The organism is Acidovorax sp. KPB24-07 (assembly GCF_057543315.1).
Map to the genome: position 1 here is coordinate 1 of NZ_BAAJYS010000074.1, position 16,171 is coordinate 16,171.

At 67.8% G+C, this 16,171-nt stretch carries 12 protein-coding genes and 2 pseudogenes; 7 read left to right on the top strand and 7 right to left on the bottom strand.

The window, feature by feature from the left end:
- Window positions 1-324: 324 nt before the first annotated feature.
- The 5 genes and pseudogenes from urtD to AC27IQ_RS10620 form a co-directional block, all read right to left on the bottom strand.
- A complete protein-coding gene (gene urtD / locus AC27IQ_RS10600; RefSeq protein ID WP_487089434.1) occupies window positions 325-1,200 on the bottom strand; it encodes an urea ABC transporter ATP-binding protein UrtD in 876 nt (291 codons plus the stop codon).
- A complete protein-coding gene (gene urtC, locus AC27IQ_RS10605; protein WP_284429128.1) occupies window positions 1,197-2,357 on the bottom strand; it encodes an urea ABC transporter permease subunit UrtC in 1,161 nt (386 codons plus the stop codon). Before urtC ends, urtD begins: the two co-directional genes overlap by 4 nt.
- A 68-nt stretch (window positions 2,358-2,425) precedes the next feature.
- Window positions 2,426-4,003, bottom strand: a complete 1,578-nt coding sequence (gene urtB, locus AC27IQ_RS10610) for an urea ABC transporter permease subunit UrtB (RefSeq protein WP_487089435.1) — start codon at window positions 4,001-4,003, stop codon at window positions 2,426-2,428.
- A 196-nt stretch (window positions 4,004-4,199) separates the two neighbouring features.
- Window positions 4,200-5,467, bottom strand: a pseudogene (gene urtA, locus AC27IQ_RS10615) (urea ABC transporter substrate-binding protein).
- Window positions 5,468-5,629: 162 nt separating this feature from the next.
- A complete protein-coding gene (locus tag AC27IQ_RS10620) occupies window positions 5,630-6,088 on the bottom strand; it encodes an Lrp/AsnC family transcriptional regulator (protein WP_284395294.1) in 459 nt (152 codons plus the stop codon).
- Window positions 6,089-6,277: 189 nt separating this feature from the next.
- On the opposite strand from AC27IQ_RS10620, the gene AC27IQ_RS10625 reads away from it, so the two are divergent.
- Together AC27IQ_RS10625 and AC27IQ_RS10630 are read left to right on the top strand one after the other, a co-directional pair.
- Window positions 6,278-6,886 (top strand): glutathione S-transferase, encoded by a 609-nt coding sequence (locus AC27IQ_RS10625; RefSeq protein ID WP_487089436.1) that lies wholly within the window; start codon window positions 6,278-6,280, stop codon window positions 6,884-6,886.
- 285 nt (window positions 6,887-7,171) lie between these two features.
- Window positions 7,172-8,524 carry a dicarboxylate/amino acid:cation symporter gene (locus AC27IQ_RS10630; protein WP_272564701.1) on the top strand — a complete coding sequence of 451 codons (1,353 nt, stop codon included), beginning with the start codon at window positions 7,172-7,174 and terminating at the stop codon, window positions 8,522-8,524.
- A gap of 113 nt (window positions 8,525-8,637) precedes the next feature.
- Here the strand turns inward: AC27IQ_RS10630 and AC27IQ_RS10635 are convergent, their stop codons facing one another.
- Entirely contained in the window at window positions 8,638-9,456 is an 819-nt protein-coding gene (locus tag AC27IQ_RS10635) for an HDOD domain-containing protein (protein ID WP_284395298.1), read from the bottom strand.
- Between the two features lie 178 nt (window positions 9,457-9,634).
- Window positions 9,635-10,291, bottom strand: a complete 657-nt coding sequence (locus tag AC27IQ_RS10640) for an SGNH/GDSL hydrolase family protein (protein WP_284408345.1) — start codon at window positions 10,289-10,291, stop codon at window positions 9,635-9,637.
- Between the two features lie 223 nt (window positions 10,292-10,514).
- Between AC27IQ_RS10640 and AC27IQ_RS10645 the strand changes: the two genes are divergently transcribed.
- From AC27IQ_RS10645 to AC27IQ_RS10665, 5 genes and pseudogenes are all read left to right on the top strand, one after another.
- Complete coding sequence (locus AC27IQ_RS10645) at window positions 10,515-12,842, top strand: type VI secretion system Vgr family protein (RefSeq protein WP_487089437.1); 2,328 nt, start codon at window positions 10,515-10,517, stop codon at window positions 12,840-12,842.
- Entirely contained in the window at window positions 12,832-13,344 is a 513-nt protein-coding gene (locus AC27IQ_RS10650; protein WP_487089438.1) for a hypothetical protein, read from the top strand. Before AC27IQ_RS10645 ends, AC27IQ_RS10650 begins: the two co-directional genes overlap by 11 nt.
- A 118-nt stretch (window positions 13,345-13,462) precedes the next feature.
- Window positions 13,463-14,818: a hypothetical protein gene (locus AC27IQ_RS10655; RefSeq protein ID WP_487089439.1), complete on the top strand. Its 1,356-nt coding sequence runs from the start codon at window positions 13,463-13,465 to the stop codon at window positions 14,816-14,818.
- Window positions 14,815-15,957: a DUF2169 family type VI secretion system accessory protein gene (locus tag AC27IQ_RS10660; protein WP_487089440.1), complete on the top strand. Its 1,143-nt coding sequence runs from the start codon at window positions 14,815-14,817 to the stop codon at window positions 15,955-15,957. The genes AC27IQ_RS10655 and AC27IQ_RS10660 overlap by 4 nt, the downstream gene beginning before the upstream one ends.
- Window positions 15,958-15,968: 11 nt before the next feature.
- Window positions 15,969-16,171, top strand: a pseudogene (locus AC27IQ_RS10665) (hypothetical protein); the annotation flags it as partial.

Genomic DNA, 16,171 nt, shown 5'->3' on the forward strand with positions numbered 1-16,171 from the left:
GCCCGTGTGGCGGGTTCCCTTCTGGATGCGCCGAGGAGCGCAGGGCGCGGGGTGGGCAGGTGTGCCGAAGGACACACCTGCTTCGTGAACTGACTCGCCGTGGCTGTCCGAGCGTAGCGCGCAGCGCGAAGCGAGTTCCACGGCGCACCCCGCGCACGAGCACCGCAGGTTGCCCGGAGCGAAGCGCAGGGACGCAGCCAGCAGGGTCGCCTTTTCTTTGCTTACTTTCTTTTGGCGAAGCAAAAGAAAGTGAGTGCGCCGCCGGGCGCAACTCCCGGCCCCGGAACGTAACTGAACAGCAAACGCAAAAAACAACCCAACCCATCACCGCCCCAGATAAACCTCAATCACCCTCTCATCCCCCTGCACCTGATCCAGCGTCCCCTCCGCCAACACCGCCCCCTCGCACAACACCGTCACCTTCTCCGAAATCGTCCGGATGAACGACATGTCATGCTCCACCACCATCAGCGAGTGCCGCCCCTTCAAGGTCAGGAACAGCTCCGCCGTGCGAGCCGTCTCCTCGTCCGTCATCCCCGCCACCGGCTCGTCCAGCAGGAGCAGCTTCGGGTCCTGCATCAGCAGCATCCCGATCTCCAGCCACTGCTTTTGCCCATGGCTCAGATTGCCCGCCATGCGCGCCACGCTGCCGGCCAGGTGGATGGTGTGCAGCACCTCGGCCAGCCGGTCCGACTGGGCCGAGTCCAGGCGAAAGAACAGGCTTGAGGCCACGCCCTTGTGCGTCTTCAAGGCCAGCTCCAGGTTCTCGAACACGGTGAGCTGTTCGAACACTGTGGGCTTTTGGAACTTGCGGCCGATTCCCAAGCCAGCGATCTCCGGCTCGTTGTGCCGCAGCAGGTCGATGGTGCTGCCGAAGAACACGGTGCCGCGGTCCGGGCGGGTCTTGCCGGTGATGATGTCCATCATCGTGGTCTTGCCCGCGCCGTTGGGGCCGATCACGCAGCGCAGCTCGCCCGGCGCGATGTCCAGGTTCAGGCCGTTGATGGCCTTGAAGCCGTCGAAGCTCACGTGCACGTCTTCCAGGTACAGGATGCGGCCGTGGGCCACGTCCACCTCGCCGGGCACGGCCACGCGCGAGAAGCCGGCCGTGCGGCCCCCGGACTCGGTCTGCCCCGTGCGTGCCGCCGGGGCATCGCCCGCGATGCGGCGCGCGCCTTCTTCCATCAGATCGGGGGTCATTGCGCGCCCTCCTTTGGCTTGGCGCTGCCGCGCAGGGGCTGGCGCGCGTCCTCCACCGCCTTGCGCGGGCGCCGCAGCAGGCCCACGATGCCGTTGGGCAGGAACAGGGTGACGGCGATGAACAGCGCCCCCAGGAAGTACAGCCAGAACTCCGGTGCGGTCACGGTGAGCCAGCTCTTGGCGCCGTTCACCAGGAAGGCGCCCACGATGGGGCCGATGAGCGTGGCGCGCCCGCCCACGGCCGCCCACACAGCGATCTCGATCGAGTTGGCGGCGCTCATCTCGCCCGGGTTGATGATGCCGACCTGCGGCACGTACAGCGCGCCGGCCACGCCGCACATCATCGCGCTGATGGTCCAGATGGTGAGCTTGTAGGGCAGCGGCGAGTAGCCCGAGAACATGACGCGTGTCTCCGCATCGCGCACCGCCTGGAGCACGCGGCCGAATTTGCTGCGCACCAGCCAGCGCCCGAGCAGGAACGAGCCCAGCAGCGCCAGCCCCGTGAGCACGAAGAGCAGCATGCGCATGTTCTGCGTGGCGATCGGCTGCCCCAGGATGCGCTTGAAATCGGTGAAGCCGTTGTTGCCGCCGAAGCCCGTCTCGTTGCGAAAGAACAGCAGCATGGCGGCATACGTCATGGCCTGCGTGATGATCGAGAAATACACGCCCTTGATGCGCGAGCGGAAGGCAAAGTACCCGAACACGAAGGCGACCAGCCCCGGCACGGCCACGACGAGGACCAAGGTGGCGGCGAAGCTGTCCGACAGCGCCCAGTGCCAGGGCAGCTCCTTCCAGTCCAGGAACACCATGAAGTCCGGCAGGTCGCTCTGGTAGTTGCCGTCGCGGCCGATCTGGCGCATGAGGTACATGCCCATCACGTAGCCGCCCAGGGCGAAGAACAGGCCGTGGCCCAGGCTCAGGATGCCGGTGTAGCCCCAGATGAGGTCCATGGCCAGCGCGCAGATGGCGTAGCACATGATCTTGCCCAGCAGCGCCACCGCGTAGTCGGACAGGTGCAGCGGGCTGCCGGCGGGCAGCCACAGGTTGAGCACGGGCGCCACCGCGCACACGGCGATGAGCGCGACGATGAACGCCGACCAGCCGGACCGCGTGAGCAGCGGCGCTGGCGCAGGAAGGGAGATGTCTCGATGGGGCATGGGCTTCTTCTTCTAGGCAGGCAGAGGCAGGTGGCGCGGCGGGCGGCGATGAAGACGACGACGGGCGCTCATGCCTCCCTCCCCTTCATCGCGAAGATGCCCTGCGGCCGCTTCTGGATGAACACGATGATGAAGACCAGCACGGCGATCTTGGCCAGCACGGCGCCCGTCCAGCCTTCGAGGAACTTGTTGAGCACGCCCAGGCCCAGCGCCGCGTACACGGTGCCCGCCAGCTGGCCCACGCCGCCCAGCACCACGACCATGAACGAATCGACGATGTAGCCCTGCCCCAGGTCGGGCCCCACGTTGCCGACCTGGCTTAAAGCGCAGCCGGCCAGGCCGGCGATGCCGGAGCCGAGGGCGAAGGCATAGGTGTCCACGCGGGCGGTGTTGACGCCCATGCACGAGGCGATGGGCCGGTTCTGCGTGACGCCGCGCACGAACAGGCCCAGCCGCGTGCGGCCGATGAGATAGGCCACGCCGGCCAGCACCGCGAAGGCGAAGGCCACGATGATCACGCGGTTCCAGGGCAGCTGCAGGTTGTCCATGAGCTGCACGCCGCCGCTCATCCAGGCGGGGTTTTCCACGCCCACGTTCTGCGCGCCGAACACGGTGCGCACGAGCTGCTGCAGCATCAGGCTGATGCCCCAGGTGGCCAGCAGCGTCTCCAGCGGCCGGCCGTAGAGAAAGCGGATCACGCTGCGCTCCAGCGCCGCGCCCATGAGGGCGGAGGCGCAGAACGCGGCCGGCACGGCGGCCACCAGGTACCAGTCGAAGGCGCCGGGCAGGTATTTCTGGAACAGGCCCTGCACCACGTAGGTGGCGTAGGCGCCGATCATCATCAGCTCGCCGTGCGCCATGTTGATGACGCCCATCAGCCCGTAGGTGATGGCCAGCCCCAGCGCCACCAGCAGCAGGATGGACCCCAGGCTCACGCCCGAGAACAGCGCGGCGAGCTTCTCGCCCCACTGCAGCCGGCCTTCCACCGAGGCCAGCGCGGACTGGATCGCGGCCTTCACCTTGGGATCGGCCTCCTGGCGCAGTTGCTCCAGCAGCACGGTGCGCGTGGCGGGGGTGCCGCTGGCGGCCAGGTACTGCGCGGCCTCCAGGCGGTGGGCCGCGTCGCTGTCGGCCAGCAGCATGCGCGCGCGGATGGCTTCGAGCCGCCCGCGCAGGCCGGCATCCTTCTCGGCGGCGAGGGCCTTTTCGATCAGGGGCAGGCGCGCGGCGTCGGTCTCTTCCTTGAGCGACTCGATGGCGGCGCGGCGCTGGGCCGCGTCGGGCGACAGCAGTTGCAGCGAGGCCAGCGCGGCATCGAACTCGCCGCGCATGCGGTTGTTGTTGACGATGTCCTCCGCATCGTCGGGCACCGGCACCTCGGCGCCGGTGGCGGGGTCCAGCCCCTTGCCGTCCTTGATGGTGATGGCACGGTCGCCCGCGATCTTGACCGCATCGTCGGCCATCGCGCGGATGAAGGCCAGCGTCGCATCGTCGGGCGTGGCGATGGCCTGCTGCAGCGCGGCGATGCGCTCGTCGGTCTCGCCCGCCGCCATGGCACGCGCGGCCTGCGGCGTGAGCGCGTGCGCCTGCACCGCCGCACACAGCAGCAGGCAGGCGATCAGGCGGTGAAAGAAGGTGGGAAGCATGGTGAGGGGAAGGTCGTCACGAACAAGAAAGGATTGCGATCACGGACTGCTTCGTCATGCCACGTGCACCAGCGCGGCCCAAGCCAGCAGACGCCGCGGAACCGGCTCTGCCGGGCCGCTGGCGTCGTCCCCCCCTCCCGCGCAGCGAGAGAGGGGGTGAAGGCGCGCAGCGCCTCAGGGGGGTGTCACTTCGATTTCACTTCGACTTTCCGTCGGGCTCGTCCTTCTTCTTGTCGTTGCCTTCGATGTACGGGCTCCAGGGCTTGGCCTTGACCGGGCCGGGCGTCTTCCACACCACGTTGAACTGGCCGTCGGCCTTGATCTCGCCGATGAACACGCTCTTGTGCAGGTGGTGGTTCTTCTCGTCCATCTTGCTCACGATGCCGCTGGGCGCCTGGAAGGTCTGGCCGGCCATGGCGGCGATGACCTTGTCCACATCGGTGCTCTTGGCCTTCTCCACCGCCTGCTTCCACATGTGGATGCCGATGTAGGTGGCCTCCATCGGGTCGTTGGTGAGCGGCTTGTCCATGTGGCCGGGGATCTTCTTGGCGCGGGCGTAGTCGCTCCACTGCTTGATGAAGGCGGTGTTGGTGGGGTTCTTGATAGACATGAAGTAGTTCCATGCCGCCAGGTGGCCCACGAGCGGCTTGGTGTCCACGCCGCGCAGTTCTTCCTCACCCACCGAGAAGGCCACCACCGGCACGTCCTTGGCCTTGAGGCCCGCGTTGCCCAGTTCCTTGTAGAACGGCACGTTGGAGTCGCCGTTGATGGTGGAGACCACCGCCGTCTTGCCACCCTGGCTGAACTTCTTGATGTCGGCCACGATGGTCTGGTAGTCGGCATGGCCGAAGGGCGTGTACTTTTCGTCGATGTCGCTGTCCTTCACGCCCTTGGACTTCAGGTAGGCGCGCAGGATCTTGTTGGTGGTGCGGGGGTACACGTAGTCGGTGCCCAGCAGCACCCAGCGCTTGGCGCCGCCGCCGTCCTTGCTCATCAAATAGTCCACCGCGGGAATGGCCTGCTGGTTGGGCGCCGCGCCGGTGTAGAACACGTTCTTGGACAGCTCTTCGCCTTCGTACTGCACGGGGTAGAACAGCAGGCCGTTCATTTCCTCGACCACGGGCAGCACGGACTTGCGGCTCACCGAGGTCCAGCAGCCGAAGATGACCGAGACCTTGTCCTGCCCCAGCAGCTGCTTGGTCTTCTCGGCGAACAGGGGCCAGTTGGAGGCCGGGTCCACCACCACGGGCTCGAGCTTCTTGCCGAGCACGCCGCCCTTGGCGTTGATCTCGTCGATGGCCATGAGCACGGTGTCCTTCAGCACCGTCTCCGAGATGGCATGGTGCCCGACAGGCTGTGCAGCACGCCCACCTTGATGGTGTCGGCGGCATGGGCCGGCAGCGCCGACAGGCCGGCCAGCGTGGCGATGGCCGCGAGGGCCTTGAGAGAGTAACGACGTTGCATGGTGCAGCTCCGATGAATGGGGTTCAAACCGCTCGCCCGGGGCCCCCGCAGGGCGCCTTTGTCCGGTCGATGGAATGGATTCTGGAGACTGCCCCCCGGGCCGCCAATACGCCAAGTGGCGTACACGGCCCCGATGCCGCGGGGCCGGCCCGGCTGGCCCGCTCAGCGCCGCGGGGACCGCAGGGCGTGCACCGTGGTGGTCTTGCGCACGGGGCTCGACAGCACCAGCGACGTGGTCACCGCGCCGTGCTGGGCCAGTGCATCGACCACGGACTGCAGGTCTTCGGGCTCGGCGATGGCGCAGCGCACGATGAAGCAATCCTCGCCCGTCACGCGATCGGCTTCGAGGACCTCGGGCATGGACTCGAAGAGCTTCACATAGGGCGCGATGCCGGCATGGTCGGTCTGCACGCGGATGATGGCCTGCAGCCGCACGCCGATGGCGCGCAGGTTGACCCGCGCCCCATAGCCCTCGATCACGCCCGCGTCCTCGAGCTTGCGCACCCGCTCGCTCATGGCGGGCTGGGACAGGCCGATGCGCTTGCCCAGCGCGGCCAGGCTCTGGCGGGCATCGGTCTGCAGGGCTTCCAGGATCAGCCAGTCTTTCTTGTCGAGGGTCATGCCAGCGCTCCGGGGGTTGCGGGTTCGGGAAGGGAGGTTCCGATCATCCATCGGTTTGGAGCCGGCATTTCCGATGCCCCGCCCTTCATCGGCAGGGGCCGCGCGCCTATCGTGCAAGGCCGTGCCACCGGCGTCCTGGCGGACCGCGCCCTGGCTTTCTTTGGCCCCTTTTCTCAAGGAACCCTTCCCATGCAGCTGGTTGGAATGCTGGACTCCCCCTATGTGCGCCGTGTCGCCGTGTCGCTGCGGCTGCTGGAACTGCCCTTCGAGCACCTGCCCCTCTCGGTGTTCAGCACCTTCGAGGCCTTCGGCCGCATCAACCCGGTGGTGAAGGCCCCGACGCTGGTGGCCGACGACGGCACGGTGCTGATGGATTCGGGGCTGATCCTGCAGTGGGCCGGCACCCTGTCGCGCCACCGCCTGCAGCCGCTCGGCGGGCCCGCGCTGCTGCGCGATCTGCGCCTCACCGGCCTGGCGCTGGCCGCCTGCGAGAAAGCCGTACAGCGGGTGTACGAACAAAACCTGCGTCCTGCGGAAAAGCAGCATGCCCCCTGGATCGACCGCGTGAGCGGCCAGTTGCTGGCGGCCTGCGGGCAGCTCGAGGCCGAAATGGCCCATGCCCCCCTGCCGGCGCCCGAGCAGGCCATCACCGATGCGGGCGTCACCATCGCCGTGGCGTGGGATTTCATGCAGAGCATGGTCGCCGATACCGTCCTGGCCGCCGATCACCCTGTCCTGGCCGCCTATGCCGGACAGGCGGAGCGGCTGCCGGCGTTTCTCGCCTGTCCGGCCCGTTGAGGGCTGCGGCCGGCGCACGCTCCACCGGCCGCAAAGTCTGTCACCTGGCTGACATCTCGGCGATCCGGCGACCCGCCCGCGCGGCCGGCATGAACCGGATCGCCCCCCGAAAACCGGCGCATTCCGCCACGCTGGCAGGGTGCGCGCAGCCTCCCACCACCCCGGCGCGCGCGGCGTGTACGTATTTCCCACCATGTGGATTTCCACAATCGCGCAGGCCATGGCACAGGCATACATTCACGCACCTCCAAAATGAGCGCTGCTGGCGACGGTACGCGCAGACCTATGCAAGAGACACGCACGCTCCCCCCCAAGAGACCCCTTTACCGCTCGCTGTACATCCAGGTGCTCTTCGCCGTCGTCGTCGGCGTGCTGCTGGGGCACTTCTACCCCGCACTGGGCGAGCAGATGAAGCCGCTGGGCGATGGCTTCATCAAGCTGATCAAGATGATCATCGCGCCCATCATCTTCTGCACGGTGGTGATCGGCATCGCGGGCATGGAAGACATGAAGAAGGTCGGCCGCACCGGCGGCCTGGCCCTGCTGTATTTCGAGATCGTGAGCACGGTCGCGCTGATCATCGGCCTGATCGTGGTCAACGTGCTGCAGCCCGGCGCCGGCATGAACGTGGATGCCTCCACCATCGACACCAAGTCGATCGCCGCCTACACCGCGCCCGGCAAGATGGGCACCACCACCGACTTCCTGATGAACATCATCCCCACCACGGTGGTCGATGCGTTCGCCAAGGGCGAGATCCTGCAGGTGCTGCTGATCGCCGTGATGTTCGGCTTCGCCCTGCACCGCTTCGGCGGCCGCGGCACGCTGGTGTTCGACTTCATCGAGAAGACCTCGCACGTGCTGTTCACCATCGTCGGCTACATCATGAAGGTGGCGCCCATCGGTGCCTTCGGTGCGATGTCGTTCACCATCGGCAAGTACGGCGTGGGCTCGCTGCTGTCGCTGGGCAAGCTGATGGGCTCGTTCTACCTGACCTGCCTGCTGTTCATCTTCATCGTGCTGGGCGCCATTGCGCGCTTCCACGGCTTCTCGATCTGGAAGTTCATCAAGTACATCAAGGAAGAGCTGCTGATCGTGCTGGGCACGTCCTCCAGCGAATCCGTGCTGCCGCGCATGATGGAAAAGATGGAGAACCTGGGCGCCAAGAAGACCACCGTGGGCCTGGTGATTCCCACCGGCTACTCGTTCAACCTGGACGGCACCTCCATCTACCTGACCATGGCCGCCGTGTTCATTGCGCAGGCCACCAACACGCCGCTGGACATCACGCACCAGATCACGCTGCTGCTGGTGCTGCTGCTCACCTCCAAGGGCGCGGCCGGGATCACGGGCAGCGGCTTCATCGTGCTGGCGGCCTCGCTGTCAGCGGTGGGCCACGTGCCGGTGGCGGGCCTGGCGCTCATCCTGGGCATCGACCGCTTCATGTCCGAGGCGCGCGCGCTCACCAACCTGGTGGGCAACGGCGTGGCCACCATCGTGGTCGCCAAGTGGACCGGCGACCTCGACGAGAACAAGCTCAAGCAGCGCCTGAACGACCCGAACTGGGTGGACGCGCAGGAGCCCGAGGTGCTGCTGGACGCGAAGACCGAACGCATGGACACGAGCGGCCACCGCTGAGGCGGGAGGCTCCATGGGGCCTTGCGCCCCACCCTGTCAGGCCGGCTTTCGCCGGCCTTTTCATTGGCGTCTCCGTGGGCGCCGCTGACGGGCGGATGGATGGATGGATCGGTTTACAGCGCCGACGTGTCGGTGAACACGGCCGGATCCGGAAGGTGGTCGGCGAGCCAGCCGGGATCGAGCTGCAGCGCCTGCAGCAGTTCGTCCGGCAACGCGCCGATCGTCTCCGCCACGCTCGCCTTGGGGCCGACGGCGATCTCCGCCAGCAGCGTGGCCACGTGCACGATGGCGCCCAGGCGGCAGAACGAGGGGCTGGCCAGCGGGTCGGAGGCCGTCTCCAGCGCACGCACCACCTCGTCGGGGAATTTCCACTGCCGCGCCAGCTCGGCCGTGATCTGCCCTTCGGTGAAGCCCAGCAGGCTTTGCTCGCGCTGCCAGCGGCCGCCGGGCAGGTGCGGCAGGCGTTCGATCTCCACGATCTCGCTCGGCGCCTTCTGGGCGATGATCAGCTCGCCCAGCCGCACCATGAAGCCCGTGAGCCACGATTGCTGCACATCGGTGCCCAGCGCCCTTGCCAGCCACTGCGCGTAGCCGGCGCAGGCCATGCTTTCCTTCCAGAACTCCTGCCGGTCCACGCCCGGCGCGTCGGCGAACGAGCCCGTCATGCACGCCGCCAGGGCCAGCGTGCGCACCTGGTTGAGCCCCACCATGTTGATGGCGTCGTCGAGCGAGGAGACCTGGCGCGGCAGCCCGAACCGCGCGCTGTTGGCCATGCGGACCAGCTTGGCGGTGAGCGAAGGGTCCTTGGAGATGGCGGTGCGCACCTTCTCGAAGGGGATATCGTCGTCGTGCAGGGTCTGGATCAGGCTGTGGGCCACCTCGGGCATGGTGGGCAGCTTGACCTCCTGGAGGAAAGCGGCGAGTGCGGGCATGCGGACGACCTTTTCTTGAAGGGGGTGTGCAGGCCGGCCTTCCAGCCCGCTGGTGTTTTTGTATCACCGTCTCGGCACCCGCCGGGCAGGGAATTCACCAGCCCGCGGGTTTGTGCTGCCCTGGCAACGGCGGACCCCGCAGCCCTGCCCACGCCCTTGCAGGCCATGGCCGCTTGCGCTATGCGCCCAGCCGGAAGGTGCGCTCCAGCGCCACCGTCAGGCGGTCGGCCAGGCGGTTCGAGGCGGCCTGCGTGGGGTGGATGCCGTCGGTCGTGTCCCTGTCCACCGAAAACGGCATCGAATCCCAGTGCGCATGCACCGTGCGCGTGTCGGCCGCCACCCGGCGGATGGCCGCATTGATCGCCTGCATGGTGGCGAGCGCCGCGGGGCCGAAGATCTTGTCGGAGACCGGGGTGATCCCGGTGACCACGGCGGCATGTCCCAACGAATGCACGAAGCCGATGAGGCCGCGGTAATCGTCCTCGAACGCCTCGATGTCGAAGCCGGGGCGTGCGTGGTCGTTCACCCCCACCTGCAGGACCACGATGCGCGACGGGTGCGGCTCGGTATCGAACGGGCCCTGCGGCCCGCGGGGGAAAAGCTCGGGCGGCGCACTGTCGAAAGGCGCCTCGTAGCCCCGCACCAGGTCGTACGCCTGGAGGCCGGCCGCCGTGCGGTCGTCGATCACCCAGTGCGGGCGCCTGGCCAAAATGCGCTGCGCCGGCGTTTGCGCGTGCCGCCAGGTCGTGGACGCGGGATCGAAGCCGAACAGAATGCTGTCGCCGTCAAGCTCCACCGAGCATGGCCGCTGCGGGCCGAAAACTGCATCTCCCATGGATTCCCTTTTTTATCTGGTTGCATAGCGTCCGGCCACGGTTGCCGGATCACTTCGCAGTCCACCACAACCCCGCTGAAACCACAACGGACGCAGTGGCAGATAACCCCACGAACATCTGGATGCAATTGAGGCTGTTGCGCCGCACAAACGCGCGGTGCCGATGGGCAGGCCTCGCCAGCATAATGCGGACCCGATTCAAAGCTAAGAAACAATTTCTCGCATGACTAATCGCCGCGTAACAATTCAAACGCCTTTGGGAGAGGCGTTGCAATTCAGGCAATTGAAAGGAAGCGAGGCGCTGTCCGGGTTGTTTGAATTCGAGATCGACCTGATCTCCAAGAACAAGGGCATCGACCCCAAAGCCTTGCTGGGCCTCGCTGCCACGGTCGTGGTGGAAACAGAAGGCCTGGGCCGGCGTTACCTGGACGGTATTGCCACGGGCTTTGGCATGCAGGGCCAGGACACCTCGGCCAATTACGCCTACCGCATGGTGCTGCGCCCCTGGCTGTGGCTGGCCACGCGGCGCAGCGATTTCAGGATCTTCCAGGAAATGACCGTCCCGGATATCGTGGAGAGCGTGCTGCAGAAATACGGCCAGCCGATGCAGAAAAAGCTCTCCCGGGCTTATCGCGTGCGGCCCTATACCGTGCAATACCACGAGACCGATTTCGCCTTCATCGCGCGGCTGTGCGAATCCGAAGGCATTTACTGGTATTTCGAACACCAGCCCGGCAGCCACACGCTGGTGTTCGCCGACGACGTGATGGGCTCGCACAGCCCGCTGCCGGGCGGCCACGTGATTCCCTTCCACCCACCGGGCAAGACCGCCCTGGCCGACCGGGAACACATCTTTTCCTGGCACATGGGCCAGCAGGTGCAGCCCGGCCGGGCCTACCTGGACGACTACGACTTCAAGAAGCCGCGCGCCGATCTGTCCGACATGCGCCAGTCCCCGCCAGGGCATGCCCACGACAGCTACGAGAGGTACGAGTGGCCCGGGGGCTACACCGAGTTTTCCGATGGGGAAACCTACACCCGGCTGCAGATGGAAACCGGCCTGGCCGGCCACCACCGCGCCCACGCGAAGTTGAACAAGCGCAGCATCGCCCCCGGCTACACCATCGTGCTGGACAACTACCCGCGCGAAGACCAGAACCAGCAGTACCTGGTAGTGTCGGTGGAGTACTACCTGGAGGAAAACGCCCAGGCCAGCCAGGGCCTGAACGGCGTGGGCCAGACCCAGGGCGGCTCGATCCAGCGCTTTTCGATGGAGGTGCACCCCACCGCCATGCCCTACCGCCCCGTCGTCGCCACGCCCCGCCCTCGCACCACGGGCCCGCAGACGGCCGTGGTGGTAGGCCCGCCGGGCGAGGAGATCTGGACCGACCAGTACGGCCGGGTGAAGGTGCAGTTCCACTGGGACCGCATCGGGGCGATGGATGAGAACTCCAGCTGCTGGGTGCGCGTGTCCTCCACCTGGGCGGGGCCGCAGTTCGGCAACGTGTTCATTCCGCGCATCGGCATGGAGGTGATCGTCGACTTCCTGAACGGCGACCCGGACTACCCCATCATCCTGGGCTGCGTCTACAACGCCGACAACATGCCCCCCTGGGGCCTGCCCGGCAACGCGACACAGTCGGGCATCAAGACCAAATCGAGCAAGGGCGGCGCCTTCGGCCCGGGCCTGAAGAATGGCGCCGGCGACGCGAATGCGCTGCGCTTCGAAGACAAGGCCGGCGCCGAGCAGCTGTGGCTGCATGCGCAGAAGGACCAGCTCACCGAAGTCGAGAACGACGAGGACAAGTGGGTCGGCAACGACCGGCGCAAGACCATCGACCGGGACGAGACCAACGTCATCCACCGCGACCGCACCGAGACGGTGGACCGCGATGAAAAGATCACCGTGCACAACAACCGCACGGAGCGCGTGGATCACGACGAGAAGATCAGCATCGGCGACAACCGTCGCGAGGACGTGGGCATCGACGAGACGGTGAGCATCGGCAAGAACCGCACCAAGACCATCGGCAGGAACGAGAAGGACAAGATCGGCAGCAACTGGTCGATCAAGGTCGGCAAGTTCAAGACCGAGACCATCGGAATCGCCTCGATGCAGAACGTGGGCGTCGGCCGCATGGAAAACGTGGGCGTGGTCTACAACCTCAACGTGGGCGCCATCATGGCCACCATCGTGGGCAAGAACCAGAGCACCACCGTGGGCAGCGACCAGGACGTCAAGGTCGGCACCAACCAGAGCACGGTGGTGGGCACCAAGTACAGCCTCAACGTGGGAGGCGGCGGCGGGGGCGGCGGAGATGCCGGCGGCGGCGGCATGGCCAAGAACGTGACCGCGCCCTCGGGCGGTGGCGAAGGCGGCGGGGGAGCCGGCTCCAGCATCACCATGGATGCCGAAACGATTACCCTGAAGGTGGGCTCCAGCTCGCTCATCCTCCAGGCCGACGGCACCATCACCGTGAACGGCAACAGCATCCGCCTCATCGGCGCAAGCGACGTCACCACGCTTTCCGGAGGCATCCATGAAAACTGATTCCCGCATGCTCCGAAGCACCCTGCCTGTGGACGGCCCCGCCGCCGATCCCGCCACCGCGTGGTCGCTCCAGCCCGCCCAGGTCCTGCGCCAGGATGCGGATGGAACCGTGGTCCTTCGCTGCCAGGGCCGCGAATACCGCGCGGAACTGGCCTCTCAAGTGCCCGGCGTGATCGAAGGCCAGTTCGTGCTGGCCGCGCTGGGTTCCGGGCAGGAAGCACCGGCATCGGGCGGCGGGCCCCTGCCCTCGCTGATCGTTGCCGCCTGGCCCTGCCCCGGCGCGCCGGCCACACCGCCCTGGCAGTTCGACCGGGCCACCGGCGCGCTGTCGCTCGAAGTGACCCACCTGGACGTGAGTGCGGTGAGCCGCGTGCTGCTGCGCTGCGCCGATGCGCGCATGCAGTTTTCCCAGGACGGCTCGGTCGAGACCCGGGGTCACCAGATCACCTCGGCCGCCGTCGAAACCCATCGCATCGAAGGCGGCTCCATCGAGTTGAACTGACCCGGGTCGCCGCGATGCATCGCGCCTGCGTCCGCTGCGGGATGCCCTGGCCGCCCTTTCCGGTTCCGATGGAGTTTCCGACGGTGCCGCTGCCTGCTTGCTTTTCTTCGCCTGGCCCATGATCACTCGCCTTCGCCCTTCCGCGCCCCCTCCACTGCCCGGCATGCTGGCCCGGCAGATGGGCATCGCCGTGCGCGCCTATGGGCGCCGGGCGGGGCTTCTGCGCCAGGCCCACACCGTCCGGGCCCTCAAGGCCGTCGATCAGAGGCTGGACGCGCTGATGGACGTCTGCCGCTACTACGGGCCGGCGTGCCTGGACGAAGTGGCCAGCGTGGAGGCGCAGGCGCAGACCCGCCCCGAGGAAATCGCGGGGGCGGCCTTCGTGCGCATCGCGCTCGCGGAGCGGTACGAACCCGATGCGTCCGTGCGTCTGGAGGGGATCGCCCGCCTGCTCGCGTCCCAACCCGTGTCCGTTCGGTACGCGCTGTGGTTCTATGCTGCTCCGACGACCTGCGGCGACCTGCTGGCATCGGAGGACGCGCACCTGCTGGCCTGCGGCGTGGAGCTGGCGGGGCGGCTCGCCCTGCCGGAGCACATCGCCGGGGTGCATGCGGCAGCGGTGCGCGGCGCGGACCCGGATGCGTGCCTGCTGGCCTGCGCGCGCATGGGGCAGGTGCCCCCACGGGCCGAAGAACAATGGAAGGCCGTGCTGCAGGGTCAGGACCTCGCCCGGCAGATCACCGCGCTGCAGGCGCTGGGCACCATGGGCGGCCACCGGCTGCAGCCGGAACTGCGCCACTACATCGACCGCATCACCGCCGCAGACGGCCCCACCGAGCGATCGCACCCCGTGGGCTGGGCCGCCGCGGCCGACGCAGCGTTGGCGCTATGGGCCGCGCGCGAACCCGAAACGGCCCTGGGCGCCGTCCTGCAAGGGCTTCGGGTGCCCAACGACACCGCGCTGCGGGTCGCCGCCCTCGCGGGGCGCATCGAAGGGCTGCTGCCGGTGCTCGATTTCATCGAGCGGCAAGACCGGCCCGTGGAGCCCGGCGAACGCGACCTGCTGCGGCTGGTGTTCGGGCAGGTGCCGGGCGAGCTGACGAACACCCAAGGCACGGCCCGCGAGCGCCAGCGCGCCTTGCGCGTCCTCGCCTGCCAGGTGTTCGCGGCCAACGGCTGCACGGGGCTGGAGCCGGCCCACATCACCCGCTGGACGGACGCCGCGCTCAAGGACCGCCTCTGGGCGCTCGATGCCATCCGCATTCGTTCGGGCGGGCCGATCACGCAGACCCATCGCCTCGCACCAACCTTCGACGTCGGCCATGCGCTGCGAAGCTGGCTCTACGTGGAGCATGCGGCGGTGACCCACCGCCCGTTTCCGCTGTCCCACGAAGACCTTGCCGCACGGCAGATGGCCGCGGTGGAAACCGTGCAGCTCATGGACAGCCTGCAAGCCGATCCGCCCGCGCCATGACGTGCCCGGTCCTCAACCACACGCCGTTCCGCGCTCAGGTCTTTCCGCACCAGGATGCGGAGCGGCGCAGCGCGGCCCTGGTGATCGTCAAGGGCACGTGGCAACTGGCGGCCGCCCCGGGCCTGCCGCCCCGGCTCGCGGCGGCGCAGGACCAGGCCGCCATCTTTCGCGAGGGTGTGCGCCAGACACTCGGCAGCCTGCCCCTGGACGCCGCCCAGGCCGCCGCCATCGCACCCCGCGCGCATGAACTCTGGACCTGCCTGGAATCCGAGTACGTGCCGCCCAAGCCCCGCTTCGATTGCATCGTGAACGGTTGGGCGGTCGCATCGCAAGGCCGGCCCTTGCCAAGCATCGACGCCGCGGTGGACTACCTGACCGATGGCGGATCGCGGCGCCTGATCGAACTGCGCGCGTTCGCGCCACGCACCTGGCTGCCGGAACTGGGGGCCATCGGCAGGCTGCGCGCCTCTGGCGAGGCCACCGCGTCGCGCATTCCGCTGCTGCGCCCCTTCGCCTTCGGCGGGCAGGAGAAAGACCCGCAGACGGGCCATGTGAACGCCTTCGAGCCCAACCCGGAAGGCATGGGCTGGTACCGCAGCGCGGCCGCTGCCCGGGGCGCGCCGCTGCCGTGGATCGAACCGCTGGACCGGGCCATCACCGCCTGGGACGACCCCCTCGAACCCATCGCCCTCGGCCACGTGCCCCCCCACCACATTCCACGCCGCGACCTGCAGGGCACCTTCGGCGACACCTGGCAATCGACCCGCGCGCCCGACCTGCCCGAGGACTTCGACCCGCGCCACCACAACGCCGCACCCAATGCGCTGCAGCTGCGCGAAAGCCCCCGCCCGGGCCATGCCCTGGTCCTGCACGGCATGTCGGAAGGGGGCCCGTTGTATTTCACGTGGCCCCCGCTCGCGCTGACCGTGCAGGCAGAGACCGCCGGCGGCACCCTGCTCCCGCCGCAGGAACTGCGTTGGGACACGCTGCTGGTGGACACCGCAACGCAGCGCGCCTCGCTGCTGTGGCGCGCCGTGATCGTGGCGCCCGCGCTGGAGCGGCTCGGCCTGGTCCATGTCACGGCCCACGCCCGCGCGCCACGAGCGGCCTCTTCGTCTCCGGCCCTCTCCCTGAATTGAATCGCTTCGACATGCCCACCCCTTCCACGGCCCCCGCCACTTCCGCCGCGCCAAGCCTTTGGCACATCGCGCACGCCGGCGCCATCACCTCGGTCGGCACCAGTGCCTGGCAATCCGCTGCCTCGTGGGTCGGTCAGCAAAAGCGGTTCCAGAAAAAGATCCACCCCGGCGTCGGCCCCCAGGCGATCACCACCGCACCGTGCCCGGAGATCAC